Origin of the sequence: Variovorax sp. efr-133-TYG-130 (genome assembly GCF_030208835.1) — a bacterium.
Taxonomy (GTDB): domain Bacteria; phylum Pseudomonadota; class Gammaproteobacteria; order Burkholderiales; family Burkholderiaceae_C; genus Variovorax.
The window spans coordinates 214,212-237,905 of record NZ_JARVTD010000004.1; the positions used below are offsets into that span (position 1 = coordinate 214,212).

Genomic DNA, 23,694 nt, shown 5'->3' on the forward strand with positions numbered 1-23,694 from the left:
GAAAGAACAGACATGAACCAAGCTCACATCATCAGCCGCCGCCACCTGCTGGCCACCGGCGCCGCAGGCGCACTTTCCACCCTGGGCCTGCCGGCCTTCGCGGCAGACGCCGAATGGCCGGGCAAGATCGTCAAGATGGTCGTGGCCTTCCCCGCTGGCGGCCCGACCGACACCGCCGCGCGCATCACTTCGCAGAAGCTCGGCGAACGCCTGGGCACCTCGATCATGGTGGACAACCGCCCCGGCGCGTCCGGCTCCATCGGCACGGCCCAGTTCATCAAGTCGCCGGCCGACGGCAACACGCTGTCGATGTTCGGCATGCCGGCACTGCTGGCGCCGCTGCTGTACAAGAACGGCGCCTACGACGTGGAGAAGGACTTCATGTGCGTGGCGACCGTGTACGACCTGCCCATGGCCATCGTCGTCAACCCGACGCTGATGCCGGGCGTGGACTCGCTGCAAAGCCTCATCGCCCATGCCAAGGCCGCGAAGACGCCGCTGAACTACACCAGCTCGGGCGCGGGCAGCTTCGGCCACCTGGCCATGGAGCAGCTGAAGGACCTGGGCGGCTTCGACATGCAGCACGTGCCTTACCGCGGCAGCGCGCCGGCCGTGACCGACCTGCTGGGCGGCCAGCTCGGCGTGATGTTCGCGGACGTGGTCGCGGCCCTGCCGCACATCAAGTCGGGCAAGCTGCGCGCCGTCGCCGTGAGCTCGCCGCGCGGCAACGTGCTGCTGCCCGGCGTGAAGACGGTGTCGGCCCAGGGCTTCCCCAACTTCGACTTCGATTCGTGGGGCGGCCTCATCGCACCGCTAGGTACGCCCGCATCGGTGGTGGCACGCATCAACAAGGAGCTCTCCGACATCCTGTCCAAGGACAAGGACGTGCAGGACAAGCTGGTCCACGCCGGCGCCATCGCCGCGTACCAGCCCGCCGCGGCCATGCGCAAGCGGCTGTCCGCGGATGCCGCGCGCTGGACCAAGGTGGCCAAGGACAAGAACATCAGCGCCGTCTGAGTCTTCGCGGCCCGGCCAAGCTTCCCGAAATGCCGGAGGCCGTGTCCGGCATCCGCTTTTCGGGGGCCTCGCACCAGGCATCAACCGGCGAATCCCGCGAGCAGCGCATTGAACTTCCCCGCGTTCTCGATGAACATGAAGTGCGAGCCCGCTTCCCCTTCTTCGAAGATCTCCACCCTGGCGCCGGGCACCTGGGTCGCCTCCCACCGCATGCAGCTGTGCGGCACCAGGCTGCCCTCGCCGCCGATGAAGAGCGTCGGCCGGTCGATGCGCGGGAGCACCTCGCGCCAGTCCTGGTGGCAGTGGTTGTAGAGCAGGTCGGCCGCCGCGGTGCGTGGCATCTTCAAGTTCATGTCGACGATCCACTGGAAGGCCTCGGCGGGCATGTCGGCCGTGACCATGGAGCGCAGGAAGCCGACCGTGGCCTCCACCCCGCCCGCGCCTCGCAATGCATTGGCGGTCTCGACCACGCTGTCGGCCGTGAAGATGGGGCCGTAGTCGGCGACCTGCTGGTCGGTCCACTCGGGGTTGCGCGTGAGGCATGTCGCCTGGTCGCAGAACACGTACCGGCCGATACGCCCGGCTGCGAACAGGTCGAAGTGGCACCAGAGCACCGAGCAGCCCATCGAGTGGCCGACGATGGTCACGTCCCGCAGGTCGAGCGCGACCAGCGCATTCTGCAGGTCGGCCGCAAGGCGCGGGATGCGGTAGCCTCGCCCGGGCTTGTCCGAATCGCCATGGCCGCGCAGGTCGAACGCGATCACGCGATACCGGTCCGCCAGGCCTTCGAGTTGGTACCTGTACTGTTCGGCCGTTTGCGACCAGCCCGGTATGAGCACCAGGGGAGCCCCGTTGCCGGCCTCCAGGTAGCTCAACCGGACGTCGCCGTCCACGGCGACGGTCTTGCGGGCGATGCCTGTCTTGGTTTCCATGCTTTTCTCCTTGGTGTGCGCAAACGGTTGAATTTCAGAGGAACCCGATGGAAAGCCACGGAATGGCCGCCACGGTTGTGGTGCCGACGAGCAGGGCCAGCATGTAGCCGACGATGGGCCTGATGCCCTCGTCGGGCCGCACGCGGCCGATGGCGCAGGCAGCGTAGTAGCCCACGCCCAGGGGCGGCGCGAACAGGCCCAGCCCCATCGACAACACGACGACCATGGCGTAGTGCACTTCGTGGATGCCCAGTTGCCGCGCAATCTGAAACAGCAGCGGGCCGAACAGCACGATGGCCGGTATGCCCTCGAGCACGGAGCCCAGCACCACGAAGGCGACGAGCGATACCGCCAGGAACATCGGCGCGCCGCCGGGCAGGCTGCCCATGACCTCCGCCAGCCAGCGCGAGAAGCCCGATTGCGTCAGCCCCCAGGCCATGGCGGTGGCCGTGCCGATGATCAGCAGGATCGCGCCCGACAGCGAAGCGGTGGCCACGAGCATCGGGCCCAGCCGCCGCCAGTCGAACTGCCGGTACACCACGAGCCCGGCGACGACGGCATAGACGATGCCGATGGTCGACACCTCGGTCGCCGTGGCCACGCCTTCGACGACCGCCGCGCGGATCACGAACGGCAATGCCAGTGCGGGCAGCGCCACCAGGCCCAGCTTCAACACCTGCCGCACCTCGGGCCGCGCGACACCGCTCAGGTCGTCGTGCCGATTGCGCACGTACACCACCACGCACAGCATCAGGCCCAGGACGACGGCCGGCAGCAGCCCGCCCGTGAACAGCGCCGCGATCGACACGCCCGTGACCGAGCCGATGGTGATGAGCACGAGGCTGGGCGGCACGGTCTCGGTTTGCGCGCCTGTGGCCGCGAGCAGCGCCACCAGTTCGCCTTCGGCGGCGCCGCGCTTCTTCATCTCCGGGAACAGCGCGGGCGCGATGGCCGCCATGTCGGCCGCCTTCGAGCCCGAAATGCCCGACACCAGATACATCGCCCCCACCAGCACATAGGAGAGGCCGCCCCTCACATGCCCCAGCAGGCTGGCCAGGAACGAGACCATCGCCTTCGCCATGCCCGTCATCTCGATGAGCAGGCCCAGAAAGACGAACAACGGCACCGCCAGCAGAATGAGGTGCGACATGCCTTCGTCCATGCGCCCGACGATCACGGGCAGCGCGGTGTCGGTGGTCAGCGCGAGGTAGCCGAAGGTGCCGAGGCCGAATGCGAACGCGATGGGAATGCCGCACAGCACGCAGGCCAGCACCACGCCGACGAAGAAAACCAGCAGGTTGAGCCGGCCCAGGTCTTCGAACACCGCGCGGCCCAGGGTGAATGCCGCAATGAGCGTCACGACGATCGCCAGGGCCTGCAACGACGTCTTCCAGTCGAAGTCTCGCAACAGCCGCAGCGCCGCGAACATGGCCATGAGCGCCACGCCCACCGGCAGCGCGGCGGCGCGCCAGGCGTTGGAGATGTCCAGCGCCGGCGTGGTGATGAAGCGCTCTTCCGACGCGTATTCCCACGCAGGCCACACCACCATCGCCAGGAAAGCGAGGGCTGCGTAGAGCGACACGGCCTCGGCGAAGCGGCGGCGCGTCGGCGGCAGTTTCGACACCAGCGCGGTCATGCGCATGTGCTCGCCGCGCCGCAGCGCCACCACCGCGCCCAGCATGGCGAGCCAGATGAAGAGCATCGAAGCGAGTTCGTCCGACCAGATCAGCGGCTGGTGCAGCACGAAGCGCGCGACCACGCCCGCCAGCAGCACCACCACGTCGGCCAGCACCAGGGCGCCGGCCGCGCCGTCCACCAGCGCGCCGAGCAGCCGCTCGATGCGCGAGGTCAACGAGGTGAACGAGCTCGGGTCGGCCTCGTTGGCCGCGTCGCCGTGGCCGTGGCCGTGCGCGCCGGCCGGGTCTTCCACGGTCGGGGAACCCGCGTGATGCTCGGGCGGCCGCGCCGCCGGGCGCGGCGCGTTCATGCGAGCTTGCCCGCGCTGCGCTCCAGCAGCGCCCATGCTTCGTCGCCGTACTTGGCTTTCCACTCCGCGTAGAAGCCGGCCTTGCGCAGCTGGTCGCGGAAGGCGCCGGGGTCGGGCTGGCTGACCTGCATGCCCTTGGCAGCGAGCTCCTTCTGCAGGTTGGCGTTGAGCTCGGCGACGTCGGTTCGCTCCTTCAGCGCCGCCGCGTTGATGTGCTTCGCGACGATGGCCTGCAGCGCGGGCGGCAGCTTGTCCCATGCACGCTTGTTGGCCAGGAACCAGAAGCCGTCCCACATGTGGTTGCTCATCGAGCAGAACTTCTGCACTTCGTAGAGCTTGGCGGTCGAGATGATGGCAAGCGGGTTCTCCTGCCCGTCGACGATCTTCGTCTGCAGCGCGGAATACACCTCGGCGAAATTGATCGACGTGGGCGCGGCGTCCAGCGCCTTGAACATCGAGGTCCACAGCGGCGACACCGGCACGCGGATCTTGAAACCCTTGAGGTCGGCCGGCGACGCAATGGCCTTGTTCGACGACGTGATCTGCCTGAACCCGTTGTCCCAGATCTTGTCCATGGCCACGATGTTGGACTTGGCGATCTGCATGCGGATATGGCTGCCCAGGTCCCCGTCCATGGCCTTCCATACGCTCGCGTAGTCGGGAAATGCAAAGCCCACGCCGCTGATGGAGGCCGCGGGCACCAGCGTCGACAGGATGAGTCCCGACAGCGTGAAGAACTCGACGCCGCCCGCGCGCAACTGGCTCAGCACGTCGGTGTCCGAGCCCAGCTGGTTGTTCGGGAAGATCTGGATGTCGACCTGGCCGCTGGTCTCCGCGCGGATCGCGTCGGCCATCTCCTTGGCCCGGATGTTCATCGGGTGCGAGACCGGCAGGTTGTTGGCGTACTTGTAGTTGAAGACGTTCTTCTGCGCGAAGGCGTGGCGCAGGGGCATGGCGAGGCTGGAAGCAGCGGCGGCGGTGCGCAGCACGGTACGGCGGTTGATGTTCATCTGTTGTCTCTATGTTCTGGTTAGTCTTGAATCCGATCGTCCGGGGAGAAAAGGCAGGCTCAGTGGGTGGTGGCCTCCCCGATCTCTCCGCGCTCCGAAAGGAGCCGGCGTATTTCGTTCTTGGTGACCTTGCCGTAGCCTGACTTGGGCAGCGACTCCCAGAAGAAGACGCGCCGCGGCCAGCGGTACCTGGCGCAGCGGCCGTCGAGGTGGCCCAGGATGTCTTCGGTCGTCACGCCTTCGCGATCGCACACGAGCACGGCCACGCCCACCTCGCCCCACTTGGCGTCGGGCAGGCCCAGCACGGCGGCCTCGCGCACGGCGGGGTGCGTCAGCAGGATCTCCTCGACCTCGCGCGGGTAGACGTTGGAGCCGCCCGAGATGTACATGTCCGACTCTCGGCCCGTGATGTAGAGCAGTCCCTGCGCGTCCATGCGCCCCAGGTCGCCGGTATGGAACCAGCCGCCGCGCACGGCCTTGGCCGTGGCCTCCGGGTTGTTGAAATATCCCGCGAACACGGCCGGTCCGCGGCAGCAGATTTCTCCGACGGCGCCGGCCGGCAGCCTTTGCATCTGCTCGTCGAGGATCGCGACTTCCATGCCGGTGCGCGGCCGCCCGCATGAGCCGATGTGCGCGTTGGCATCCGCGTCGTCGGCCGAGTGCATCGTCGGCGGCAGCACCGTGATGCAACCCGTCACCTCGCCGAGGCCGAAGTACTGCACGAGCACCGGCCCCAGCTTCTGCAACGCGCGCTTCTGGTCGGCGCGGTACATCGGGGCGCCGGCGTAGATCAAGTAGCGCAGCGAGCGGTGGTCGAACTCGTCGACCGACGGGTCTTCGACCAGCATCTTGACGATGGTCGGCACTGTGAAGAGGTTGCTGACCTTGTGGCGCTCGACCAGCGACCAGAACGCGCGCGGCTCCAGCCGGTCCGACGACGGCAGCACCGTGGCCGCGCCGCGCGCGACGTTCAGCAGCGCATGAATGCCCGCGCCGTGCGACAGGGGCGCCACGGCGATGGAGCAGTCGTTTTCGGTCGTGCCGGGAATCAGGTCGGCGAGATGGTTGGCGACGACGAAGGCGAGCTGGCCGTGCGTCAGCACGGCCGCTTTCGGTTTGCCGGTCGTGCCCGAGGTGTAGAAGTACCACAGCGGCGTGCCGGCCTCGACATCGGCAACGGACTTTTGCGCGCCCGCATTGGCGGCGATCAGCGCCTCGTAGCCCTGTTCGCCCTGGCGCGGCGCCCCGATGGTGACGACGTGGCGCAAATGCGCGCTGGTACCGCGCACTGCGTCGACGTGCGCGGCAAAGCCGTCTTCGGCCAGCATCACCGTCGCCTCGCTCGAGCTGCCCAGGTAAGCCACTTCGGGCGGCGTGAGCCGGAAGTTGACCGGCACCCATACCGCACCCATGCGGAATGCGGCCCAGCAGCTCTCGAACAGCGCGAGGTTGTTGCGCGACTGCACGAGCAACTTGTGGCCGCGCTGCATGCCCAGCGCGCGCAGCCCCTGCACGAGCGCATCGACGCGCGAGTCGATCTCGTGCCAGGTCCAGCTGCGGTCCTCGAGGATCAGGCCGGCGCGCGCAGGAAACAGCGCCGCCGTCTGCGACAGCAGCACCGACAGGTTCGCGGCCTGCGCCTGGCTCATGCCGCCTCCAGCACGCTGAGGTAGTTGGCGACGGCGGCGCCGCCCATGTTGAACACGGCGCCGGGCTTGCCCGTGCCCACCTGCATGTCGCCGGCCGTGCCGGTCAACTGCATCGCTGCCATCACATGCTGCGACACGCCCGTCGCGCCGATGGGGTGGCCGCGCGACTTCAGGCCGCCAGAGGGGTTCACGGGCAGCCGGCCGTCCTTGCGCGTCACGCCGTCGAGAATCGCGCGTGCGCCCTGCCCGTGCGGCGCCAGGCCCATCGCCTCGTACTCCAGCAATTCGGCGATCGTGAAGCAGTCGTGCGTCTCGACGAAGCCAAGATCGTCGAGCGTGAGCCGTGCCGCTTCCAGGCCGCGCCGCCACGCCAACGCCGCACCTTCGAAGCGCGTCGGGTCGCGCCGCGACAGCGGCAGGTAGTCGTTGACCTGCGTGTGCGAGCGCCAGCGCACCGCCGGCACCTTGGCCGACCCGACGCGTGTCGACGAGATGACCAGCGCCGCCGCGCCGTCGGACACCAGCGAACAGTCGGAGCGCTTGAGCGGTCCCGCGACGAAGGGGTTCTTGTCCGACGGATTGCGGCAGAAGTCGAACCCCAGGTCGCGCCGCATGTGCGCATGGGGGTTGTGCACACCGTTGGCGTGGTTCTTGGCCGCGATGGCCGCGAGCGCATCGCTCTGGTCGCCGAAGCGCTCGAAGTAGCCGCCCGCGATGTGGCCGAACACGCCCGCGAAGCCTGCGGGCGTCGTGCCTTCCTCCTTCACATAGGAGCAGCGCAGCAGCGTCTGCGCGATGACCGGGCCGGGCACCGCGTTCATGATCTCGAAACCCACCACCAGCGCGCGGCGCACGCGGCCGCTCTTCACTGCGTCCAGCGCGGCCCAGATGGCGGCCGAACCCGTGGCGCATGCGTTCTCCAGCCGCACGGCCGGCACGTGGCGCAGGCCGGGCACGGCCAGCGCGACCAGCGACGCGCTGAAGTCCTGCAGCACGAAGCCGCTGTTGAAGTGGCCGACAAAGATGCCGTCGATGTCCGCGGCCTCGAGCCCGGCTGTCTGCAGCGCGGGCTCGACGGCGTCGCGGATCAGTTGCTCGCCGTCGGCCGCGTCGAGCTTGCCGAAGGGCGTGTGGCCCCAGCCGATGATGTAGCTGTCGTTGCTCATGGGCTTCGCTCCTCAGGCGTGGTCGGCCTGCGCGGTGGCCGCGCCCCGGCGCAGCGTCGGCAGGCCGACGCCGGCAGCGTCGAAGCCGCCGTCCACCGCAATCACCTGGCCATTGATGAAGCTCGCCGCATCGCTGCACAGGAAGCCCACCGCGTTGGCCATTTCCTCGACGCTGCCGTAGCGGCCCAGGGGAATGGCGTCGACGTAGTCGGAGCGGATCGCCACGCTGTGCACCAGCTTGGCCATTTCGGTCTCGACCGGGCCGGGCGCGATCACGTTCACGCGCACGCCCGCGTTGCCCAGCTCCACTGCGTACTGCTTCGTGAGGTGGATGAGCGCTGCCTTGCTGGTGCCATAGGCCACGCGCAGCGTGCTGGCGCGCAAGCCCGAGATCGACGCCACGTTCACCACCGCACCCCTGCCGGCTTCGACCATCGAAGGGCTGAATGCCTGCGTGCAGAGGAAGGCGCCATCGAGGTTCGTGCCCATCACTGAACGCCAGTCGGCGAAAGAGGTGTCCGCGATGCGCTTGAACACCGCGACGCCAGCGTTGTTGACCAGCGCGTCGACGCGCCCGAAGCGGCCGGCGACGGCCTTGGCCGCGGCGGCTACCTGCGCCGCGTCGGACACGTCGCAGTGCACGCCCAGCACGCGATCGGGCAAGGCGAGTTCGGCGACGGCCGCATCGAGCGTGGCATGGTCGTTGTCGAGCAGCGCGACGTGGTAGCCGTGGGCCAGGAACCACTGTCCGATGGCAAGGCCTATGCCGCGCGCGCCTCCGGTGACGACGGCGACGCGGGGAAGGAAGGGGGTGTCTGTCATGGTTGCCTTGGGGTTTTCGAAATCAGGAATCTTCGGAAGGAAGCCACTCTTCGAGCGTGATCTCGAAGGTGACGCAAACAGCGTTGGCGCCGGCCACGAACGGACCGCCATGGACCCGGCCTTCGGTGTCGGCGACCACGCCCGTGAGGGCCGCGCGCAGCGTGCCGTCGGGCTGCAGGCGCACCTCGCCGGCCAGGCTCACGATTTCCACGGCGGGGCCGCGGACTACCTGGCACGCGCCGTCGGGCCGCTCCAGGCATGCGTCGATCAGGCTGCCGAGCGCACCGCGCACGAAGGCATGGCGCATGCCCTGGGCCACGCAGAGTTTTTCCACGCTCTGCACCAGGTCTTCATTGGGGCCGATGCGCGCGTAGGCCACGCGGCCCATGCGGCCGCGCTCCACCAGGCGAACGTCAGCCATGGGCCACCGCCCGCGCCTGGGGGCGCATCAGCGGCATGCGCGTTTCTTCGTCGTAGGCCACGCGCAACTCGAAGCTGTCCAGCGCGGTCACCACCACGGTGACGGGACTCCGGCCGACCAACGTGCGTTCGGCCAGGATGTGCCCGCCGCGCATGCGCCCGTCGACTTCGCGGAACACGCCATGGCAATGGACGATGGGGCCGCCGTCGGGGCGGCGGCCCATCGTGGCGTTGCCGAAGATCAGGCGCGCACAGCGCAGCGCCTCCGGAGCGCCGTAGGTCGCGAGCACACGACCGGCGGGATCGGGCAGCGCCGTGCAGAAGCTCAGGTGTTCAAGTTCGCCGTCGATGAGCGTCATCGAAGCACTGGCCACGTCTTCGGCGGCCAGCGCCTGCACCAGGCAGTCGTGCAGCGTGCGGCCCGCGGGGAGCGACAGCCGGAAGTGCCTGCCCTTGTCGGCATGCATGTGGGCGATCCGCACAGGACCGTAGGGGCCAGGGTGAACCACGGTCCGTGCTCGTGGCAGGGCCGTCGCTTTTTCGGTCATCTCTTTGTCTCCTTGGGGTGCGGCAGCGGGTAGCGCCAGCGTCCTCGGAGCAAAGTCTAGGATCGGACATCCATAGCAACAAATCTACAATTCATATCGATCAATACAGGATTCAGATCGATGGAACTGCGTCACCTCCGCTGCCTCGTCGCTGTGGCCGAAGAGCTTCACTTCGGCCGTGCCGCGCAACGCCTGCACCTGTCGCAGCCGCCGGTGAGCCTGGCCATCAAGGAGCTGGAAGACGAGCTGGGCGTGGCGCTTTTCGAGCGCACGTCGCGTCGCATCGCGATCACGCGCGCGGGCGAAGACGCGCTGCACGACGCGCGCGCCGTTCTCGCGGGCATGGAAACCATGCGCCGCCGCGCGCAGGACGGCGCGGCCGGCATCATGGGCTCGATCGCCGTCGGCTTCATCAGCCTTCCCGCCTATTCGTTCCTGCCGCCGACGCTGCGGCGTTTCAACGAGGCGCACCCCCGGGCCAGTGTGGCGCTGCGCGAAGGCATCACCGAGCAGATCGTCTCGGACGTCGAGGCCGGCCACCTCGACGTCGGCATGGTGCTGCAGCCGTCCGACATGCCGGCCACGCTCGGCTCGCGGCTGGTGCAGAAGGACACATTGATCCTCGCCCTGCCCGAGGCCCACCCGCTCGCGGGCACGGGGCCGGTGGCCCTGGAGAAGTTCTCGAGCGAACGCTTCCTGGGCTTCGAGCGCCACATCGGCCCGCAGATGTTCGATGCCATCGTCGCGACTTGCATGCGGCGCGGCTTCAGCCCGCTGATGTTCCCTGCGCGGCAGATGAATACCATCGTGAGCCTGGTGTCGGGCGGCGTCGGCATTGCGCTGGTGCCGGCATGCGTGAAGGCGCTGCACCGTGAAGGCGTGGTGTACCGGTCGCTGAAGGGCGAGAAAACCTACGTCGACACGCTGGTGGTCTGGCGCAAGTCGGACGAGTCGCCGTTGGTGAAAGCCTTGCTGGCCTTGCTGCCGGACGAAGGCGCGAGCCGGCGCGCAAGGGCGGTTCCTGCGGAGACGAGAGGCAGGCTCTGAACATCGCCAGGGGCGTCATCCTTGTCCAGGAGCCCTGTCGCCCGGGTCGCCGGTCACCGCTGGACCGGCGCCGGCTGACGCTGACGCTCGCCGTCGGCCTTCGATGCGCGCAGTGCCGCACTTCGCTGCGCGAACAAGGCGGCCCATTCCTGTGCGGGCATGAAGCTCGGGTCCGAGCGCACCACGCGCTCGGTCTGCGCCCAGATCGCTTCGTCGGTCTCGTCGAGGTCCAACGGATCGCCATGCGGCTGGCTGACGTACCACGGTGTGTCGAGGTAGACCTCGACCGTGTTGTCCTCCGGGTCCATGCAGTAGATGGACAGCGCGTTGCCATGGTTGAGGCCGCGCATCTTCGTCGCGCCCAGCGACAGCGCGCGCCGGCGCGCTTCGCGCAGGTGGTCGATGGTGTGGATCTTGAACGAGAGCTGCATCACGGTGCTCGGCGCATCCGCGCCGCGGCCGCCCGCCAGCACCAGTTGGTGGTGCTGGTCGTCGCGTCCGCTGAGGAACACCAGCTCGTAGCGGAAGGTGCCGCCGACACCGCGGTCGGTCTCCTGCATGTCGAACACGCCGGTGTAGAAGCGCTTCATCACCGCGAGGTCGCGGCAGAAGATGCCGCAGTGCGACAGGTTGGGAATGTAGGGTGTGCTCAAGACGGTCTCCGCCGGTTTCGGGTTCGTCGGTTGGGGGTTCACGGAACGAGGACAAGCTTGCCGAGCGCGCCGCCGCGGTCGAGCAACTCGTGCGCATGCCGCGCCTCGGCCAATGGCAGGCGGGTGGCGCGCGGCGCGCGCACCCGGCCCGCGGCCATCAGCGCGATGGCCTCCTCCATCAGGCCGCGCCGATGCGCGATGTCCCTGTCGACGGTGTGGATGGAGAAGGTGCGGATCGCCAGGCTCTTGCCGAGCAGCTTTCGCAGTTCGTCGAACACGTCGCCCGCGGGCGGGCCCGCGAGGATGTTGTAGGAGACCGCCATGCCGAAAGGCGCGAGGGAGCGCAGGCAGGCGATGAAGAGCGCGCCGCCCACGTGGTCGAAGGCCAGGTCGGCGCCGCGCCCGCCGGTGAGCGCCATCACGCGTTCGGGCAGCGTGGCAGGGTCGCCGTCGATGACCTCGCTGGCGCCGTTGTCCAGCGCGAAGGCGCGCTTCTCGTCGGACGAGGCGGTGCCGATCACGCGCAGCCCGCGCGCGCGGGCCACCTGCGCCACCGCGGTGGCCACGCCGCCCGCCGCGCCCGGCAGCAGCACGGTCTGCGCGGGCAGGTTGCCGTTGCTCGCCAGCAAGGCGATGGCCAGCTGGAAGTTGCCCAGGCTCACGGCGTCGTCGAAGCCCAGCGCCGGCGGCAGCACGAAGGGCGCAGCCTCGCTCACGCAGATGCATTCGGCGTAGCAGCCGCCGCGCTGCGCGAGTTCGCGCGCGCTCACGAGCACGCGCTGGCCCACCGACAGCCGCGTGACGCCGGCGCCGACCGCGTCGACCGTGCCCGCCATCTCGTTGCCCGGAATGGCCGGCAGCGGCGGCATCCACTTGTAGGTGCCGTTGCGGATGAGCACGTCGGGCCCGCCCGCGCCGATGGCGGCCGCCCGAACGCGCACCTGCCCCGGGCCGGGCTCGGGCAGCGGCAGGTCCACCAGCTGCAGGACTTCGGGGCCGCCCGTCTCGGACAACTGCACGGCGCGCATGGTTTGCGTCGCCATGCTCAGCGCTGCCCGTCGTTCACGCTGACCTGCTCCTTGGCGAGGCCGCCCAGGCGCGAATGGATGCGCCCGCCGTCGGCCATCACCAGCGCGAAGAGGATCTCGTCGGGCCGGGGAGCGTCCTGGATGCCGACCTCGACCGTGTTGAAGTGGCTGCGCACGTAGGCTGCGTGGATGTAGTGCAGCGGCACCATCAGCCGGTAGCCGGTGGCGGCTACCGCCTTGGCCGCGGGCACGATGGCCTTGGGCTCGCCCAGCACCTGGCGCATGGCCCAGCCGCCGGCCTCGTGCCAGACAGCGCCGTGCTCGAGTTCCCCGTTGACGCCGACGATCGCCGCCTTGCTGTAGGCCTCGACGTTCTCCTTGCCCAGCGTGGCCACCAGCTCTTCGGCCAGCGCGGTGCCAAGGCTGCGCAGTTCCGCCATGAAGGGCAGAAGGTCGGGCTCGTAGCGGCCGGCATAGGGGTTGCGGATGACGGCGCACGCGGCGGCGATACGCAGCGGCTTGTCGGGCGGCGGGCCGCCTTCATGGAAAACGGTCTCGACGGTGAGGCTTCGCTTGCGCAGCGCGATCAGTGACATGGCATTGCTCTTTCGTTCATTTCATTGCCTGGGAATCTTTGCATCGGCGACCACCTGGGTCCACTTCTCAAGTTCGCGCGCGACCAGCGCCTTCATTTCCTCGGGCGTGCTGCCGCGCGCCTCGCCGCCCATGTCTTCCAGGCGCTGGCGCACCGACGCGGCCTGCAGCGCATGCAGGGTCTCGGCGTTGAGCCGGTCGACGATGGGGCGCGGCGTGCCCGCGGGCGCCAGCACGCCGGCCCACGAACGCACGTCATACCCCGGCACGCCCTGCTCCGCAACCGTCGGTACCTTGGGCAGGCCCGGCCAGCGTTGCGGCCCGGTGGCGGCCACCGCGCGCAGCCTGCCTGCCTGGATGTTGGGAACCACCGCCGTCGGCGGCGCGATGATGAACGGCACCTCGCCGCCGAGCAGCGCGGTGACCGCGGCCGCGTCGCCGCGGTAGGGCACGTGCATCATCGACACGCCGGCCATCTTGGTGAGCAGCTCGCCCGCCAGGTGGTGCGTCGAGCCGATGCCGGCGGTGCCGTAGGCGACCGTGCCCGGCGCGGCCTTGGCCGACGCGAGGATCTCCGCGAGGCTCTGCACCTTGGAGCTGGCGTTGACCACGATCAGGAACGGAAAGTAGGTGACGGTCGAGACCGCCTCGAAGTCGGCCACCGTCTTGTAGGGCAGCGTGTTGTACAGCGCCCCCGCCACCGCGTGGCCGCCGGTGGCCAGAAGCAGCGTGTAGCCGTCAGGCCTGGCGCGCGCCACGGTGGCCGCGGCGATGGTGCCGCCCGCGCCGGCCTGGGCCTCGACCACGACCGGCTGGCCGAGGGTCTTGCCCATCTCGACGCCTATGGCCCGGGCGATCGCGTCGGCGTTGCCGCCCGGCGCGAAGCCCTGGTAGAGCTTCACTGGACGTTCCGGGTAGCCCTGCGCGAAGGCACGGGCGGCCGGCCATGCGGCGGCCGTCGCCGCGCACGCGGCGAGAAGGGTTCTTCGTTTCAAGTGTGTCTCCTGAGGCGGCGCCCTTTGCGGGCGTCTCGCACGATTGCGGTGGGGCGTTGCGCGGCGATGGGGCCGTTGCAGGCGGGTTGCGTCAGTCCTGCGCAACCACGGGGTTGCGCAGGAGGCCCACGGCCTCGATCTCGACTTCGACCACGTCGCCCGGCTTCATGAAGCGCGGCGGCTTCTTGCTCCAGCCCACGCCGGCCGGCGTGCCTGTGATGACGACGTCGCCGGGCACCAGCGTGAAGATGGTCGACGCATAGGCGATGAGCCGCGGAATCGAGAAGATCATGTGGCCCGTGTGGCTGGACTGAACGACCTCGCCGTTGAGGCGCGTCTCGAGCCTGAGTTCGCGCCCCGGCGCAATCTCGTCGGCCGTCACCATCCACGGACCGAAGCCGCCGGTGGACTCGAAGTTCTTGCCCGAGGCGATCTGCTTGGCGTGGAACTGCCACTCGCGCACGCTCCCGTCGTTGTAGCAGCTGTAGCCGGCCACGTGCTTCCACGCGTCGGCCTCGGCGATGTCGCGTCCGCCCTCGCCGATGATCACCGCGAGCTCCCCTTCCCAGTCGAGCGACTCGGACACGCGCGGACGAACGATCGGACCTTCGTGCGGTGTCTGCGAGCGCCAGACGCGCAGGAAGATCGGCGGCTGCTCCGACAGCTCGCGCTGCATGCCGGCGGCCAGCACCTCCTGGTGGTGGTCCATGTAGTTGCGCACGGCGCACACGATCTTCTCGGGCTTGGGAATCACCGGCAGGTAGCGCACGTCGGACAGCGGCGTGTCGGCCGCGAGCCCCTCGACCAGCGCGTCGCGGCGCGCGAAGTCGGCGCTGGCGATGAAGTCGGCCAGCGTCGCGTGGCCGGTACGCGCGGCCAGATCGACCACGCCGCCTTCGACGACGGCACCCCAGGTTTCGCGGCCCGCGAGCGAGTAGGACATCAGTTTCATGCGTTGCTTCTTTCGGATGGGTACGTTGCACATCGGGCCGCGGTCGACCCGTCGAATGCACAGATTAATGCATGAAGGTATTTTTGTGCATAAAACAAGATTGATGCATAGTGGTTTTTACCGACGGTCTGGCGAGCGCGCGCGGCCTCGCGCCGCGTGCCTGGAACGCGGGACGCGAGGCTGAGAGAAACGGAAAGAAGCAGATTGGGGGATGGCGTCAAGCCACTGGCGAACGCGCGCGCTGCGCGGGGCGTCGCGTTCTCTCCGCGTGCAGGCGGCTGCACGCGGGCGATCCTGGCGCGGCGGCGCGCTAGTTCTTGTCGGCGCGCTCGGCGGCGCCCAGCACCGCCATCACATTGCGCTCGGTGCTGAGGATGTGTTCTTCGAGCAGTGCGCAGGCCGTCTTGGCGTCACGGCGTAAGGTGGCGTCCATGATCTTGCGGTGCTCGTTCGACTTGCGCCGCGCCGTCTTGCGAAAGCGCGCGGAATAGCGGCGGTAGCGCTCCGCCTGGTCGAACAGGCTCGCGCTCCAGGTGCGCAAGCGCTCCGAAGGGCAGGCCGCCAGCAGCGCGGCGTGGAAGGCCGAGTGCAGCTGGGCCCAGTCGTCGTCCAGCACCACGGGCCCGTCGCCGAGGCGGCCTTCGATCTTCTCGAGCCGGTGGTAGGCACCGACCACCGACGCCTCCCAGGCGTCGTCGCCGTTCGCGATGGACTCGCGCAGTGCCTGCACGTCGAGCATGACGCGCATGCGGGTGATGTCCGCGAGGTCTTCGGGCGAGATGTCGGCCACGCGGAAGCCGCGTCGTTCGTCGGCACGGATCAGCCCCTCCTGCGCCAGCCGGCTGAGCGCCTCGCGCAGCGGGCTGCTCGAAAAGCCGTAGGCCGTCTGCAGCTCGTCGAGCTTGAGCTTCGCCCCGGCGCCGTAGGTGCCCGAGAGCACGTCCTGGCGCAGCCGGATGAAGGCCTGGTCGACGAGCGGGAGCGCGCGCTCGGCAGTCGATTCTTTTTTGTACATGTTTTCAATTTTATGCATAAACTCCCGCCGCTTGAAACAGAGGAACCCCCCGCTTTGAACGACACCACCCACCCCACCACGCGACTCGTCGCCATCTCCGGCAGCATTCGCCGGGCCTCGAACTGCACGGCCGTGCTGCGCAGCCTGCAGCCGCTGCTGCCACCGCATGTGGCGCTGGAGATCGTGCCGCTGGACGACATTCCCATCTACAACGCCGACCTCGACGGCGACACGCCGCCCGCGCCCGTGGCACGCCTGAAGAGCGCCATTGCGGGCGCCGACGGGCTCGTGCTGTGCTCGCCCGAATACAACTACGGCATGCCGGGCGTGCTGAAGAATGCCATCGACTGGGCCTCGCGGCCGGGCTTCGCGTCGCCTCTGAAAGGCAAGCCGGCGCTGGTGATGACGGCGTCGCCCGGCACCGCAGGCGGCGTGCGCGCGCAGGCGCAGATCCGCGATGCGCTGGCCGCCACGCTGGCCCGCCCGCTGGTGCGCCCGCACGTGGCCATTGCCAATGTGGCCTCGCGCATCCAGGACGGCCGGCTGGTCGACGCGGCCACGCTGGACTTCATCGGGGCGGCGCTGGCCGAGCTGCTCGAGGAGATCGCGCTGCTCGCCGGCGCGCGCCGATAGTCACGCCGGCTCCTGCCCGGGCGCGCTTCCGGTCAGGTAGTAGATTTGATCAACAACCTGTCCGCGACATATAAACGCGCGATGGCGCCCTCTGTGGCGCCGGTCTCCCTGGTCAGGCATCGCCGCGCATTTCCGCCAAGGTCCTGCACGGCAGCCATCGACAACAAAAGCGTCATGCCCCCGCGTCCCTGCTCACAGAGACTTGCCACGTCGGCAGGTCATCACCCCTTGATCGTCGGTGGGCTGGGGACGCTCCTGACACTGGTCGTGCTGTCCATCAGCGTCCTCACGCTGTGGGCGGACCGGGAAACTGCCGTCGAACATGCGCACGGGATGTCGAAGAACGTCGCAGCCGTTCTGGCGAGCAACATCTCGCGGACCGTCGAATCGGCGGATCAGTCGCTGCTCATGCTGATCGCCTCCTTGGACAAACCCGTTGTGCGAAGCCTGAGTCCGGAGGTGCGGCACGAATTGCTGTTCGGCTCGACCGTCTCCGCCCGCTATGTCACCGGCATGGGCGTCACGGACGACAAGGGCCAGCTCATCGACGGTTGCTGCTCCAGCACGCATCGTTGGGATTTCAGTGACCGCGACTACTTCACCGCGCATCGCGATGCCACGAACCTCGGCCTCTATGTCTCGTCGGCCTATCGGGCACGCGCGCGCGAAGGCGTTGAGGCCATCGCGCTGAGCCGAAGAATCAACCGCCCGGACGGGACTTTCGGGGGCACCGCGCTCGTCGCCATCGACCTCGATTACTTCAAGCACTTGCTGGACGACCTGGAAATCGGCCCGCGCGGCGTGGCGGCGATCGTTCGCACGGATGGCACCCTGGTTGCAAGAAACCCCGCTCCGGGCAAGGCGCTCACCCACGACCTGAAAGGGTCGCCGACGTTTCCGCGCATGGTGAATCGGGAGTCCGGCTTCTATGCGGCGTCCTCGGTCATCGATGGAACGATTCGCCTGTACACCTTCCAGCGCGTGCCCGGAACGCCGTTCATTGCGGTGATTGCCCCGGCCTTGGACGATGCCCTGGCGTCCTGGAAACGGCTGTCGTGGATCGTCGGCCTTTCGTCGCTGCTGGTCAGCAGTGCCTTCTGCGCCGGTGTGTGGCTGCTCGCGTTTGCGCTGCGAGGCCGGGTGATCGCGGAGCAGCACCTGAGGGAGCTGACCCAGACCGATTCCCTCACGGGCCTGAAGAACCGGCGCGCGCTCGACCTGGCGCTGGAGAGCGAATGGGACCGCCTGCAGCGCGGCGACGGTTGCCTGTCCGTGCTCTTCGTGGATGCGGACAATTTCAAACGCTACAACGACGCGCATGGGCATGCCCATGGCGACGTCGCGCTCCAGCATCTCGCCAACTGCATCGCAAGGCACGTGCGGCGACGCGGCGATGTTGCGGCACGGTATGGCGGAGAGGAGTTCATGGCCGTTCTGCCCGACACGGACGAAACAGGGGCCATGCGGGTCGCCGAGGCCATACGCGCCGAAGCCGAAGGCTCCCGCCCCAACGATGGCGCGCAGGACCTGGCACCACTCACCGTGAGCGTCGGCTGTGCCACGGCACGGCGATCGAACGCCGCGTCGCTCGATGCATTGACGAAAGCAGCGGACACCGCGCTCTACCAGGCCAAGCGAAGCGGCAAGAACTGCATCGTCTGGACGTCGGTCGAGGCGACATCCCCGACTCGCACAACGTGATGGAGGAGGCGCGGCCTACGGATGCCAGGTCGAGACGACGGCCGGTGTCTGCGCGGTGGGGCGGCCGGCCAACGCATAGGACAACTCGTTCGCCGCTTTCATGATCGTCTTCGCGTGGCCGATGAGCTTGGCTTTCGGCAAGCGGTCCGCCGGCCCGGAAATGCATACCGACCCGAGCAAGGCCCAGCGCAGGCCGAAGACCGGCGCCGACACCGTCGCCACGTTCTTCTCGCGCTCGCCGATGGAAAAGTGATAGCCCTTCTTGCGGATGTCCTCGTACAGCTTTCCCTGCTCCCCGGAAAACGCGAGGATCACCCGCCCCGGCGACCCCAGCTCCAGCGGAAGCATCGCGCCCATGCGCGCGTGATGGCGGATCGGCTGCGGTCCTTCCACGCGCGCGAGGCAGGTGCGCGAATTGCCTTCGCGCACATAGAAGGCCGCGCTCTCGCCCGTGGCCTGCGATAGCGCAAGGAGCATCGGCTCCACCACGTTGTTGGCGTCGAAGCTGGCCTGGTAGCGGGCACCGAGCCAGCCCGCGGCAGGCCCGAGCCGCCATTCGCCGTCGTCGCGCTGCACCACATAGCCGGCCAGCGCCAGCGTGCGAAGCAGCCGCAGGATGGTGGTCTTGTGCATGCCGGTGCGCCGTGTCAGCTCGGCCAGCGAAAGCCGTTCGTCCTGCATGCCGAAGGTGTCGAGCAGTTGCAGGGCGCGGGTGACCGCGGTCACGCCGCCTGTCGTTTCGAGATCGGCTTCGCGCGGGACCTCGACGACTTCGGTCGGTCGCCTGCGCCTTGTCGTCCCGGCACTTTCCTCAACAGTCATTTTGTTTCACTGGATGGTTCATGGTCCGCCTCATGAACCACCATTGTATGGCGCGAAACGCAAAACCAAAATCGCTGCATGCCCTGGAGCCCGTCTGCCAGGCACTCATCGAACGATTCGGAGACACCTACATGCGTAACTCGAGCCACAGCTCAATTTCCCGCCGTGCAGCGCTCGGCGCCGCCCTCCTGCTCACCTGCGGCATGGCCCTGGCGCAGGCCTATCCCTCGCGTCCGATCCGCCTGATCGTGCCCTTCCCGCCCGGCGGCGGCACGGACATCATTGCCCGCGAAGTCGCCAACAAGGTCGCGACATCCGAAGGCTGGACCATCGTCATCGACAACAAGCCGGGCTCCGGCGGCAACATCGGCGTCGATGCCGCGGTCAAGGCCAGCCCGGACGGCTACACGCTGGTGCTGGGCCAGACCAGCAACCTCGCGATCAACCCGTCGCTGTACGCGAAGCTGCCGTACGACCCGGTGAAGGACCTGGCGGCGGTGGGGCTTGTCGCGTCGGCGCCCCTGGTCGTGGTGGTGTCCGCCGCATCGCCCTACAAGAAGCTCGCGGACGTGGTTGCCGCCGCCAAGGCCAAGCCCACTTCGCTCAACTATGCGAGCTCGGGCAACGGCACCGTGGCCCACCTGGCCACGGAGCAGTTCCAGAAGGCCGCCGGCGTGCAGTTCACGCACGTCCCGTACAAGGGCGCCTCGCAGGGCCTGACGGACCTCGTCGGCGGCCAGATCCAGATGTACGTCTCGTCGGTGCCGACACTGATCGCCCAGATCAAGAGCGGCCAGCTGCGCGCACTGGCGGTGACCTCGCTGCAGCGCAACAGCGACCTGCCCGACGTGCCCACCGTTGCCGAGTCGGGCTACAAGGACTTCGAGGCCGTGACGTGGTTCGGCGTCGCCGGCCCTGCCGCCATGCCGAAGGACGCCATCGCCAAGCTGAACGCCGCATTCAACAAGGCCCTGGCGACGGACGAGGTGAAGAAGAAGCTGGTCGCGCAAGGCGCGGAAGTGATGACCGGCACGCCCGAGAAGTTCGCCTCGCTGATCCGCACCGACGGCGTGCGCTGGAGCGCGATCGTCAAGTCGTCCGGCGCCAAGATGGATTGACTCCGCATGGCCGCGATCGATGCTTCGTGCGCGAATGCGCTCATCGCTCCGTTCTCCGCGGGGCGCGGCCGCACGCCCGTCGACGTTCCGCCCGGTGCCTGCGACTGCCACGTGCATCTGTACGACGCGCGCTATCCCGCGGCGCCCGCTGCCACGCTGCGGCCGCCGGACGCCAGCGCGGCGGACTACCGCCGGCTGCAGCGGCGCACGGGAACGCAGCGGGTCGTGTTCGTGACGCCTTCGACCTACGGCACCGACAACGGGCCGCTGTGCGACGCACTTGCCGCCTTTGGAACGCAGGCGCGCGGCGTGGCCGTGGTCGACGAACGGGTCAGCGATTCCGAACTGGAGGCGCTGCACGCCCGCGGGGTGCGGGGCATCCGCCTGAATCTGTCGCTGGGTGTCGTGAATTCGGCCTCGCAGATCGAACCGCTCGCGCGCCGTGTCGCGCCACTGGGCTGGCACCTGCAGCTGCTTGCACCCGCGCACGCGTGGAGTGACCTCGCAGGCGTGCTGGGCGACTTGCCGGTGCCGGTCGTGTTCGACCATTTCGGCCGGCTCGCGCCCGCCATGGCCGGCAGGCACGCGTCGCATGCGCTGATCCTTCGCTTGCTCGAAGAGCGCCGCGCCTGGGTCAAGCTGTCCGGCGCCTACATCGTCAGCGAGCGGGGCGCGCCGGGGTACGAAGACGTGGCCGCACTGGCACGCGGCTTCCTGGAAGCCGCGCCGGATCGCGTGCTCTGGGGCAGCGACTGGCCGCACGCATCCGCCAGCGCTGGCCACCAGGCGATGCCGGACGACGCACAGCTGATGGCGCTGCTCGCCGGCTGGACCGGCACACGTCCAGCGCTGCACCGCGTGCTCGTCGACAACCCGGTCGCGCTCTACGGCTTCGACCGCCCCACCACAACTCTGGAGACTCCATGATCCGCATTCATCGGCGCCGGTTCGGCGCGCTGGGCCTGGCCGCGCTTGCCGCCGTGTCGTTGCCCGTTCTCGCTCAAGGCCAGTGGCCCACCGGCAAGCCCATCACCTGGGTGGTGCCGTACCCGCCGGGCGGCACCACCGACATCCTCGGGCGTGCCATCGCGCTGCGCCTGGGTACCTCCCTGGGCGCCACGGTGATCGTGGACAACAAGGCAGGCGCCACGGGCACGATCGGCTCCGCCTTCGTCGCCCGTGCGGCACCCGATGGCTACACGCTGCTGGGCACATCGATCGGCCCGCAGGCGATCGTGCCCAACCTGCTGCCGAAGATGCAGTACGACCCGGTCAAGGCCTTCGCGCCGGTGTCGCTCATCGGGACCATCCCGCATGTGCTCATCGTCGGTGCGAACCAGCCGTTCCGGACGGTCGCGGACCTTGTCGCGCAGGCGAAGGCGCGCCCCGACGAGATCTCCTTCGCCTCCGGCGGCAACGGCACGGTGCTGCAGATGCAGGGCGAACTGCTGCGGCTGCAGACGGGCGCGAAGCTGACGCACGTTCCGTACAAGGGCGACACGCCGGCCATCCAGGACGTCCTGGCAGGCCATGCCACCTTCATGTTCGCGCCGGTGGCGGCCGCGCTGCCGCACATCCAGAGCGGTCACCTCAAGGCGCTGGCCGTCACTTCGGCGGCACGCCTGAAGGCCCTGCCCGATGTACCGACCATGGGGCAGGCCGGCTTCAAGGACTTCGTGGTGGAGCAGTGGCAGGCCGTCTACGCGCCGGCCGGCACACCCGCGCCGGTGGTCCAGCGCCTGCACGACGAAATCGTGCGCCAGCTGAAGGACCCCGAGGTCGTCGCGATGGCCGACAAGCTCGGCGTCACGCTGGTGGGAAGCACGCCGCAGCAGCTCGCCGACACCCAGAAAGCCGACCTGTCCAAGTGGGCCAAGGTCATCAAGGACGCCGGCGTCAAGCCCGACTGAACTTCATTCCATTCCTCTTCATTTCCCTGAAAGCACTCCCATGTCCTCGACCTTTCCCGACATCATTCGCAACTTCGAGCGCGTGCCCGCGAACATCGTGGCGCAGGCCGCAGAGTTCCAGCCGGCCATCCTCGCCGACGTGGCCGGCCGCCGCGGCGCGCTCGACGGGCGCATCAAGGCCCTGCGCCCGCGCATGAAGCTGGCCGGCACCGCGCTCACGGTGGAAGTGCGCCCCGGCGACAACCTCATGATCCATGCAGCCATCGCCATGGCGAAGCCCGGCGACGTGCTCGTGATCGACGGCAAGGGCGACCTGACCTCGGCGCTGATGGGCACGATCATGATGACGGCCTGCAAGAAGCTCGGCATCGCTGGCGTGGTGATGGACGGGGCCTGCCGCGACAGCCTCGAGATCGACGAGATGGACTTCCCCGTCTTCAGCGTGGGCACCAACCCGAACGGTCCGACGAAGAACATCGGCGGGCGCATCGGGCACCCGGTGTCCATCGGCGGCGTGACGGTGCGTCCCGGCGACTTCGTGATCGGCGACGGCGACGGCGTGGTCGTGGTCGAGCGCGAGAAGATCGAATCGCTGCTGCCGCTGGCTGCCAAGAAGGTCCGCGACGAGGCCGCGCGCATCGCCGCCATCAAGGAAGGCGACACCGCGGCCAAGTGGCTGGATTCCGCGCTGCGCGCGGCCGGCGTGCTGAAGGAAGGCGAGACGCTGTGACCGCGACCAACGCAAGCTCCATCCTCGTGACCGGTGCCGACCTGGCGCCGCAGGCAATCGCGCTGCTCGAAGGCCATGAGATCGTCTACGCCGGCAAGGCGCCGACCGAGGACGACCTGGTCGCCCTTTGCCGCGCGCATGATCCCGTGGCCATCATCGTGCGCTACGGCAAGGTGGGCGCCGCCGTGATGGACGCGGCGCCTTCGCTGAAGGTAATTTCCAAGCACGGCAGCGGAACCGACACGATCGACAAGACCGCGGCGCACCAGCGCGGCATCGAGGTGGTGGCGGCCGTGGGCGCCAATGCGGCCGCGGTGGCCGAACAGGCGCTCGCCCTGCTGCTGGCCTGCGCCAAATCGGTGGTGGCGCTCGACGCGCGCATGCATGCCGGCCACTGGGACAAGGCGACGCACAAGAGCCTGGAGCTCGGCGGGCGCACCATCGGCCTCATCGGCCTGGGCGCCATCGGCCTTCGCTTCGCGCGCATGGCCGACGCGCTGGGCATGCGGGTGCTGGGCTACGACCCCTACGCCAAGAACCTTCCGGCCTATGTGCAACCCGCCGACCTGGCAACCCTCTGGGCCGAGTCCGACGCCGTGTCGTTGCACTGCCCGCTGACCGACGACAACCGCGGGCTGCTCAATGCCCGCACACTGGCGCAATGCAAGCGCGGCGTGATCATCGTCAACACGGCCCGTGGCGGGCTGATCGACGAAGACGCGTTGCTGGCGGCCGTGCGTTCGGGCCAGGTCGCCATGGCGGGGCTGGACAGCTTCGCGGTCGAGCCGATGACGCCCGGCCATCCGTTCCAGGGCGAAAAAAACATCGTGCTCAGCCCCCACATCGGCGGCGTGACCAGCGATGCTTACGTGAATATGGGCGTCGGTGCGGCAAGGAACCTGCTGCAGGTGCTTTCGCGCCAGGCTGCGACCACCTGAAGCATGG

24 protein-coding genes are annotated in these 23,694 nt (G+C 68.7%); 9 read left to right on the forward strand and 15 right to left on the reverse strand.

Annotation, left to right across the window (positions count from 1 at the left end; translation table 11 throughout):
- The first annotated feature begins 12 nt into the window (after positions 1-12).
- Positions 13-1,017, forward strand: a complete 1,005-nt coding sequence (locus tag QRN67_RS07445) for a Bug family tripartite tricarboxylate transporter substrate binding protein (RefSeq protein ID WP_106938324.1) — start codon at positions 13-15, stop codon at positions 1,015-1,017.
- Between the two features lie 80 nt (positions 1,018-1,097).
- Here the strand turns inward: QRN67_RS07445 and QRN67_RS07450 are convergent, their stop codons facing one another.
- The 8 genes from QRN67_RS07450 to QRN67_RS07485 are packed head-to-tail and all read right to left on the reverse strand — an operon-like array spanning position 1,098 to position 9,551.
- On the reverse strand, positions 1,098-1,949 hold the full coding sequence (locus QRN67_RS07450) for an alpha/beta fold hydrolase (RefSeq protein WP_285411281.1): 852 nt from the start codon (positions 1,947-1,949) through the stop codon (positions 1,098-1,100).
- Positions 1,950-1,983: 34 nt separating this feature from the next.
- Entirely contained in the window at positions 1,984-3,936 is a 1,953-nt protein-coding gene (locus tag QRN67_RS07455) for a TRAP transporter large permease (RefSeq protein ID WP_285411282.1), read from the reverse strand.
- A complete protein-coding gene (locus tag QRN67_RS07460; protein ID WP_285411283.1) occupies positions 3,933-4,946 on the reverse strand; it encodes a TRAP transporter substrate-binding protein in 1,014 nt (337 codons plus the stop codon). Before QRN67_RS07460 ends, QRN67_RS07455 begins: the two co-directional genes overlap by 4 nt.
- A gap of 59 nt (positions 4,947-5,005) precedes the next feature.
- The gene (locus QRN67_RS07465) at positions 5,006-6,595 is read right to left on the reverse strand and encodes an acyl-CoA synthetase (protein WP_285411284.1); all 1,590 of its coding nucleotides are present in this window, start codon (positions 6,593-6,595) and stop codon (positions 5,006-5,008) included.
- Positions 6,592-7,761 (reverse strand): acetyl-CoA acetyltransferase, encoded by a 1,170-nt coding sequence (locus tag QRN67_RS07470; protein ID WP_285411285.1) that lies wholly within the window; start codon positions 7,759-7,761, stop codon positions 6,592-6,594. Before QRN67_RS07470 ends, QRN67_RS07465 begins: the two co-directional genes overlap by 4 nt.
- 12 nt (positions 7,762-7,773) lie before the next feature.
- The gene (locus QRN67_RS07475) at positions 7,774-8,583 is read right to left on the reverse strand and encodes an SDR family NAD(P)-dependent oxidoreductase (RefSeq protein WP_285411286.1); all 810 of its coding nucleotides are present in this window, start codon (positions 8,581-8,583) and stop codon (positions 7,774-7,776) included.
- Between the two features lie 22 nt (positions 8,584-8,605).
- Positions 8,606-9,004, reverse strand: coding sequence for a PPC domain-containing DNA-binding protein (locus tag QRN67_RS07480; RefSeq protein ID WP_081267669.1), 399 nt, complete (start codon positions 9,002-9,004; stop codon positions 8,606-8,608).
- Positions 8,997-9,551: a PCC domain-containing protein gene (locus tag QRN67_RS07485; protein ID WP_285411287.1), complete on the reverse strand. Its 555-nt coding sequence runs from the start codon at positions 9,549-9,551 to the stop codon at positions 8,997-8,999. Before QRN67_RS07485 ends, QRN67_RS07480 begins: the two co-directional genes overlap by 8 nt.
- A 120-nt stretch (positions 9,552-9,671) precedes the next feature.
- Here QRN67_RS07485 and QRN67_RS07490 point away from each other — a divergent pair, with 120 nt between their 5' ends.
- Positions 9,672-10,598, forward strand: a complete 927-nt coding sequence (locus QRN67_RS07490; protein WP_285411288.1) for a LysR family transcriptional regulator — start codon at positions 9,672-9,674, stop codon at positions 10,596-10,598.
- Positions 10,599-10,651: 53 nt separating this feature from the next.
- Here the strand turns inward: QRN67_RS07490 and QRN67_RS07495 are convergent, their stop codons facing one another.
- The 6 genes from QRN67_RS07495 to QRN67_RS07520 form a co-directional block, all read right to left on the reverse strand.
- Positions 10,652-11,251: a VOC family protein gene (locus QRN67_RS07495; protein WP_285411289.1), complete on the reverse strand. Its 600-nt coding sequence runs from the start codon at positions 11,249-11,251 to the stop codon at positions 10,652-10,654.
- A 38-nt stretch (positions 11,252-11,289) separates the two neighbouring features.
- Complete coding sequence (locus tag QRN67_RS07500; protein ID WP_285411290.1) at positions 11,290-12,294, reverse strand: zinc-dependent alcohol dehydrogenase family protein; 1,005 nt, start codon at positions 12,292-12,294, stop codon at positions 11,290-11,292.
- A gap of 2 nt (positions 12,295-12,296) precedes the next feature.
- Positions 12,297-12,875: an amino acid synthesis family protein gene (locus QRN67_RS07505; RefSeq protein WP_081267673.1), complete on the reverse strand. Its 579-nt coding sequence runs from the start codon at positions 12,873-12,875 to the stop codon at positions 12,297-12,299.
- Between the two features lie 21 nt (positions 12,876-12,896).
- On the reverse strand, positions 12,897-13,868 hold the full coding sequence (locus QRN67_RS07510) for a tripartite tricarboxylate transporter substrate binding protein (protein WP_081267674.1): 972 nt from the start codon (positions 13,866-13,868) through the stop codon (positions 12,897-12,899).
- 91 nt (positions 13,869-13,959) lie between these two features.
- Complete coding sequence (locus tag QRN67_RS07515) at positions 13,960-14,820, reverse strand: fumarylacetoacetate hydrolase family protein (RefSeq protein WP_081267805.1); 861 nt, start codon at positions 14,818-14,820, stop codon at positions 13,960-13,962.
- Between the two features lie 310 nt (positions 14,821-15,130).
- Positions 15,131-15,853 carry a GntR family transcriptional regulator gene (locus tag QRN67_RS07520; RefSeq protein ID WP_285411291.1) on the reverse strand — a complete coding sequence of 241 codons (723 nt, stop codon included), beginning with the start codon at positions 15,851-15,853 and terminating at the stop codon, positions 15,131-15,133.
- Between the two features lie 36 nt (positions 15,854-15,889).
- On the opposite strand from QRN67_RS07520, the gene QRN67_RS07525 reads away from it, so the two are divergent.
- The gene (locus QRN67_RS07525; RefSeq protein WP_285411292.1) at positions 15,890-16,468 is read left to right on the forward strand and encodes an NADPH-dependent FMN reductase; all 579 of its coding nucleotides are present in this window, start codon (positions 15,890-15,892) and stop codon (positions 16,466-16,468) included.
- A gap of 174 nt (positions 16,469-16,642) precedes the next feature.
- Positions 16,643-18,169, forward strand: a complete 1,527-nt coding sequence (locus QRN67_RS07530; protein WP_285411415.1) for a GGDEF domain-containing protein — start codon at positions 16,643-16,645, stop codon at positions 18,167-18,169.
- Between the two features lie 15 nt (positions 18,170-18,184).
- On the opposite strand, the gene QRN67_RS07535 is transcribed toward QRN67_RS07530, so the two are convergent.
- Positions 18,185-18,991, reverse strand: coding sequence for an IclR family transcriptional regulator (locus QRN67_RS07535; RefSeq protein ID WP_199852008.1), 807 nt, complete (start codon positions 18,989-18,991; stop codon positions 18,185-18,187).
- A gap of 131 nt (positions 18,992-19,122) precedes the next feature.
- On the opposite strand from QRN67_RS07535, the gene QRN67_RS07540 reads away from it, so the two are divergent.
- Genes QRN67_RS07540 through QRN67_RS07560 form a run of 5 tightly spaced genes read left to right on the forward strand, consistent with a single transcriptional unit; the run spans position 19,123 to position 23,687 of the window.
- On the forward strand, positions 19,123-20,109 hold the full coding sequence (locus QRN67_RS07540; RefSeq protein ID WP_081267807.1) for a Bug family tripartite tricarboxylate transporter substrate binding protein: 987 nt from the start codon (positions 19,123-19,125) through the stop codon (positions 20,107-20,109).
- Positions 20,110-20,115: 6 nt separating this feature from the next.
- Positions 20,116-21,036: an amidohydrolase family protein gene (locus QRN67_RS07545; protein WP_285411293.1), complete on the forward strand. Its 921-nt coding sequence runs from the start codon at positions 20,116-20,118 to the stop codon at positions 21,034-21,036.
- Positions 21,033-22,019, forward strand: a complete 987-nt coding sequence (locus tag QRN67_RS07550) for a Bug family tripartite tricarboxylate transporter substrate binding protein (RefSeq protein WP_285411294.1) — start codon at positions 21,033-21,035, stop codon at positions 22,017-22,019. Before QRN67_RS07545 ends, QRN67_RS07550 begins: the two co-directional genes overlap by 4 nt.
- Positions 22,020-22,059: 40 nt before the next feature.
- Positions 22,060-22,749, forward strand: a complete 690-nt coding sequence (locus QRN67_RS07555) for an RraA family protein (RefSeq protein WP_285411295.1) — start codon at positions 22,060-22,062, stop codon at positions 22,747-22,749.
- Positions 22,746-23,687, forward strand: a complete 942-nt coding sequence (locus QRN67_RS07560; RefSeq protein ID WP_285411296.1) for an NAD(P)-dependent oxidoreductase — start codon at positions 22,746-22,748, stop codon at positions 23,685-23,687. Before QRN67_RS07555 ends, QRN67_RS07560 begins: the two co-directional genes overlap by 4 nt.
- Positions 23,688-23,694: the final 7 nt, after the last annotated feature.

Excerpts from the sequence above, each read along its gene's own strand:
- QRN67_RS07500 (WP_285411290.1), bottom strand. The coding sequence starts at position 12,294 with ATGGCGACGCAAACCATGCGCGCCGTGCAGTTGTCCGAGACGGGCGGC.
- QRN67_RS07540 (WP_081267807.1), top strand. The coding sequence starts at position 19,123 with ATGCGTAACTCGAGCCACAGCTCAATTTCCCGCCGTGCAGCGCTCGGC.
- QRN67_RS07485 (WP_285411287.1), bottom strand. The coding sequence starts at position 9,551 with ATGACCGAAAAAGCGACGGCCCTGCCACGAGCACGGACCGTGGTTCAC.
- QRN67_RS07555 (WP_285411295.1), top strand. The coding sequence starts at position 22,060 with ATGTCCTCGACCTTTCCCGACATCATTCGCAACTTCGAGCGCGTGCCC.
- QRN67_RS07550 (WP_285411294.1), top strand. The coding sequence starts at position 21,033 with ATGATCCGCATTCATCGGCGCCGGTTCGGCGCGCTGGGCCTGGCCGCG.
- QRN67_RS07505 (WP_081267673.1), bottom strand. The coding sequence starts at position 12,875 with ATGTCACTGATCGCGCTGCGCAAGCGAAGCCTCACCGTCGAGACCGTT.
- QRN67_RS07520 (WP_285411291.1), bottom strand. The coding sequence starts at position 15,853 with ATGCATAAAATTGAAAACATGTACAAAAAAGAATCGACTGCCGAGCGC.
- QRN67_RS07535 (WP_199852008.1), bottom strand. The coding sequence starts at position 18,991 with ATGACTGTTGAGGAAAGTGCCGGGACGACAAGGCGCAGGCGACCGACC.
- QRN67_RS07460 (WP_285411283.1), bottom strand. The coding sequence starts at position 4,946 with ATGAACATCAACCGCCGTACCGTGCTGCGCACCGCCGCCGCTGCTTCC.
- QRN67_RS07445 (WP_106938324.1), top strand. The coding sequence starts at position 13 with ATGAACCAAGCTCACATCATCAGCCGCCGCCACCTGCTGGCCACCGGC.
- QRN67_RS07470 (WP_285411285.1), bottom strand. The coding sequence starts at position 7,761 with ATGAGCAACGACAGCTACATCATCGGCTGGGGCCACACGCCCTTCGGC.
- QRN67_RS07465 (WP_285411284.1), bottom strand. The coding sequence starts at position 6,595 with ATGAGCCAGGCGCAGGCCGCGAACCTGTCGGTGCTGCTGTCGCAGACG.
- QRN67_RS07490 (WP_285411288.1), top strand. The coding sequence starts at position 9,672 with ATGGAACTGCGTCACCTCCGCTGCCTCGTCGCTGTGGCCGAAGAGCTT.
- QRN67_RS07480 (WP_081267669.1), bottom strand. The coding sequence starts at position 9,004 with ATGGCTGACGTTCGCCTGGTGGAGCGCGGCCGCATGGGCCGCGTGGCC.
- QRN67_RS07455 (WP_285411282.1), bottom strand. The coding sequence starts at position 3,936 with ATGAACGCGCCGCGCCCGGCGGCGCGGCCGCCCGAGCATCACGCGGGT.
- QRN67_RS07475 (WP_285411286.1), bottom strand. The coding sequence starts at position 8,583 with ATGACAGACACCCCCTTCCTTCCCCGCGTCGCCGTCGTCACCGGAGGC.
- QRN67_RS07450 (WP_285411281.1), bottom strand. The coding sequence starts at position 1,949 with ATGGAAACCAAGACAGGCATCGCCCGCAAGACCGTCGCCGTGGACGGC.
- QRN67_RS07515 (WP_081267805.1), bottom strand. The coding sequence starts at position 14,820 with ATGAAACTGATGTCCTACTCGCTCGCGGGCCGCGAAACCTGGGGTGCC.
- QRN67_RS07530 (WP_285411415.1), top strand. The coding sequence starts at position 16,643 with ATGCCCCCGCGTCCCTGCTCACAGAGACTTGCCACGTCGGCAGGTCAT.
- QRN67_RS07545 (WP_285411293.1), top strand. The coding sequence starts at position 20,116 with ATGGCCGCGATCGATGCTTCGTGCGCGAATGCGCTCATCGCTCCGTTC.